Source organism: Nonomuraea sp. NEAU-A123, from assembly GCF_018603905.1.
GTDB lineage: Bacteria > Actinomycetota > Actinomycetes > Streptosporangiales > Streptosporangiaceae > Nonomuraea.
In genome coordinates this window covers 1-2,881 of record NZ_JAHFZZ010000063.1, presented here as the reverse complement: position 1 = coordinate 2,881, position 2,881 = coordinate 1, and the positions used below count along the sequence as shown (strand labels likewise).

Sequence of the window (2,881 nt, the reverse complement as noted above, 5' to 3'; positions counted from 1 at the left end):
GGCACGCGGTCCGCACCGGCGCCGGCGTTCATCCGGCCGAACAGCACCGTGCCGAACACCACATCGTCCCGGCCGGAGACCACTTCCAACACCCGGGCCCACGCCACATGCAGCACCGTCGCCGGACTCACGCCCAGCCGCCTGGCCACCTCCCGCAGCCGCCGGTGCAGATCACCGGCGAACGGCACCACCTCATGCGCGGAGTCGCTGCCGTCGCCGCGCACATCCACCAGCCCAAACGGCGCCGTCGGCTCCTCCACATCACCCAGCAACTCCGCGAAATAGCGATGATGCTCATCGTCAGTGATCCCCTGACGCGCCTGCACCACGAAGTTCCGGAACGGCAGCGGCACGGCCAATTCCGCCCCCCGACCGGCCAGGAACGCCGCCACCTCGGCGAGCAGCACCTCCAACGCGGTATGGTCACGCACCACGTGATGCATCCGGACGAGCGCCAGCCACCGCCCGCCCCCCGGCACCGCCGCCAGGTGCACACCCATCAACGGCGCCCAACGCAGATCCATGACCGACCCCGCCAGCGCCACCAGCTCACCGACGGGATCGGCGCCATCCGGATCGAGCACCACCTCCCGCACCGGCAGCACGGCCTGACGCCACACCACCTGCACCGACTCCCGCAACCCCTCCCACACCAGGGACGTGCGATAGATGTCGTGCCGATCCACGACCCGCTGCAATGCCTCGACGAACCGCTCCACCCGCTCCCGGGAATCGAACTCGAGCACCGCCCGCAGCACGTACGCGTCCTCGCCGCCGTCGGCCAGCAGGTGGTGGAACAGCAGCCCTTCCTGCAACGGCGCCAGCGGATAGACGTCGGCCACGTTCGCCGCGCCGCCCTCGACGGTGGCCACCACCCGCCCGATCTCGTCGGCGGTCAGGTCCACCAGGGGCAACATCTCCGGCGTGATGGCGGTCGCGCCGGCCGGGATCAGGTTCTCCGGAACGCTCACCTGCCGGGACCCGGCCGCCGCGGCCAGTCCGGCCACCGTCGGTGTCTCGAACAACGCCCGCACCGACACCGGCACGCCACGCGACCTCAGCAGCTCCACCAGCCGGATCACCAGGAGCGAATGCCCACCCAGCCGGAAGAAGTCGTCATCCACCCCCACGCCGTCCAGCCCCAGGATCTCGGCGAAGGCCGCGCTCAGCACCTCCTCGCGCGGGTTGGCCGGGGCCCGGCCGGTGCCCGCGGTGTACTGAGGGGCGGGCAGCGCCTTGCGGTCGAGCTTGCCGTTGACCGACACGGGCAGGGCATCCAGTGTCACCACCGCCGACGGCACCATGTACTCGGGCAACCGCGCGGCGGCGAACTCCCGTACGACATCAACCGAAATTTCGCCCGATAGCACCACATAGGCCACCAGCCGCACGTCCCCAGGCACGTCCTCCCGCGCCACCACCGCGACCTGCCCCACCCCAGGGCATTCGGCCAGCACCGACGCGACCTCGCCCGGCTCGACGCGAAAGCCCCGGATCTTCACCTGGTCGTCCGCACGGCCGGCGAACAGCAGCTCGCCCTCGGCCGACCAGGACACCCGGTCCCCGGTCCGGTACATCCGCCCGCCGCCGAACGGGCACGCCACGAACCGCTCGGCGGTCAGGCCGGGGCGACCGGTGTAGCCACGTGCGAGTTGGATCCCCGACACATACAGGTCGCCCACCACTCCGACCGGCACCGGAGACAGCCGCTCGTCCAGCACGTACGCCCGGGTGTTGGCCACCGGCCGGCCGATCGGCACCGAAGCCCCGTCCCAATCCGGTGTGCACCGCCAGGCGGTCACGTCGATGGACGCCTCGGTCGGGCCGTAGTAGTTCTCCAGGCCCACCCCGTCCAGGACCTCGAAAAAGCGCCGCATCACATGCACCGGCAGGGCTTCACCAGAGCACACCACCCACCGCAGGCCGCCACACGAGGCGGCGGCGGGCTCGGCCAGGAACGCCTCCAGCATCGACGGCACAAAATGCGCCACCCGCACGTGCTCGGCCTGGATCAGCCCAGCCAGATAGGAGGCGTCCCGCTGACCACCCGGCCGCGCCAGCACCAGCACCCCGCCCTGCGTCAGAGGCCAGAAGAACTCCCACACCGACACGTCGAACCCGAACGACGTCTTCTGCAACACCCCCTCACCCAGCACCAACCCCAAGCGTTCCTGCATCCAGGCCAGCCGGTTGACCACCCCTGAGTGCGACACCACCACACCCTTGGGCCGCCCCGTCGAACCCGAGGTGAAGATGACATACGCCGCACTGTCGGCCGGCACCGCACCCAGCCGCCCACCAGGCAGCCCCGCCGCCACTGCCGGGTCATCCAGGTCAACGACCTGCACCCCCTCCGGCAGCCCTGGCCTGACGCCACCCCCAGTGATCAGCCACCGCGCCCCCGCATCCTCCAGCAGCATCCGGACCCGCTCGGCCGGATACTCCGGATCCACCGGCAGATACGCGGCCCCCGCCTTCAACACCCCCAGCAACGCCACCACCAGATCCACCCCACGCTCCAAACACACCCCCACCACCGACTCCGCCACCACCCCCTGCCCGACCAGCAACCGCGCCAACCGATTCGCCCGCCCATCCAACTCCGCAAACGACACCCGCTCACCGTCCGGCCCCACCACCGCCACCGCCCCAGGCGACCGCCCCACCTGCGCCTCGAACAACCCCACCAACGACCCCGACAACACCTCACCAGCCGTGTCGTTCCACTCCTCCACCACCAGGCGCCGCTCCTCGTCGTCGAGCACGTCCACGCTGCTCAGCGGCGGCTCGTTCGCGCCGTCCAGCGCCTGCTCCAGCGCGGCCACGAGGTTGCCGGTGGCGGTGCGGACCAGCAGTCCCACGCTCCGAGCATCGATCGGGG

General features: G+C 70.9%; 1 protein-coding gene. It reads right to left on the bottom strand.

Annotation, left to right across the window (positions count from 1 at the left end):
* Positions 1–2,861: non-ribosomal peptide synthetase (locus tag KLK06_RS59295; RefSeq protein ID WP_214644731.1), on the bottom strand; the 2,861-nt coding region annotated here is incomplete at its 3' end.
* Positions 2,862–2,881 lie beyond the last annotated feature (20 nt).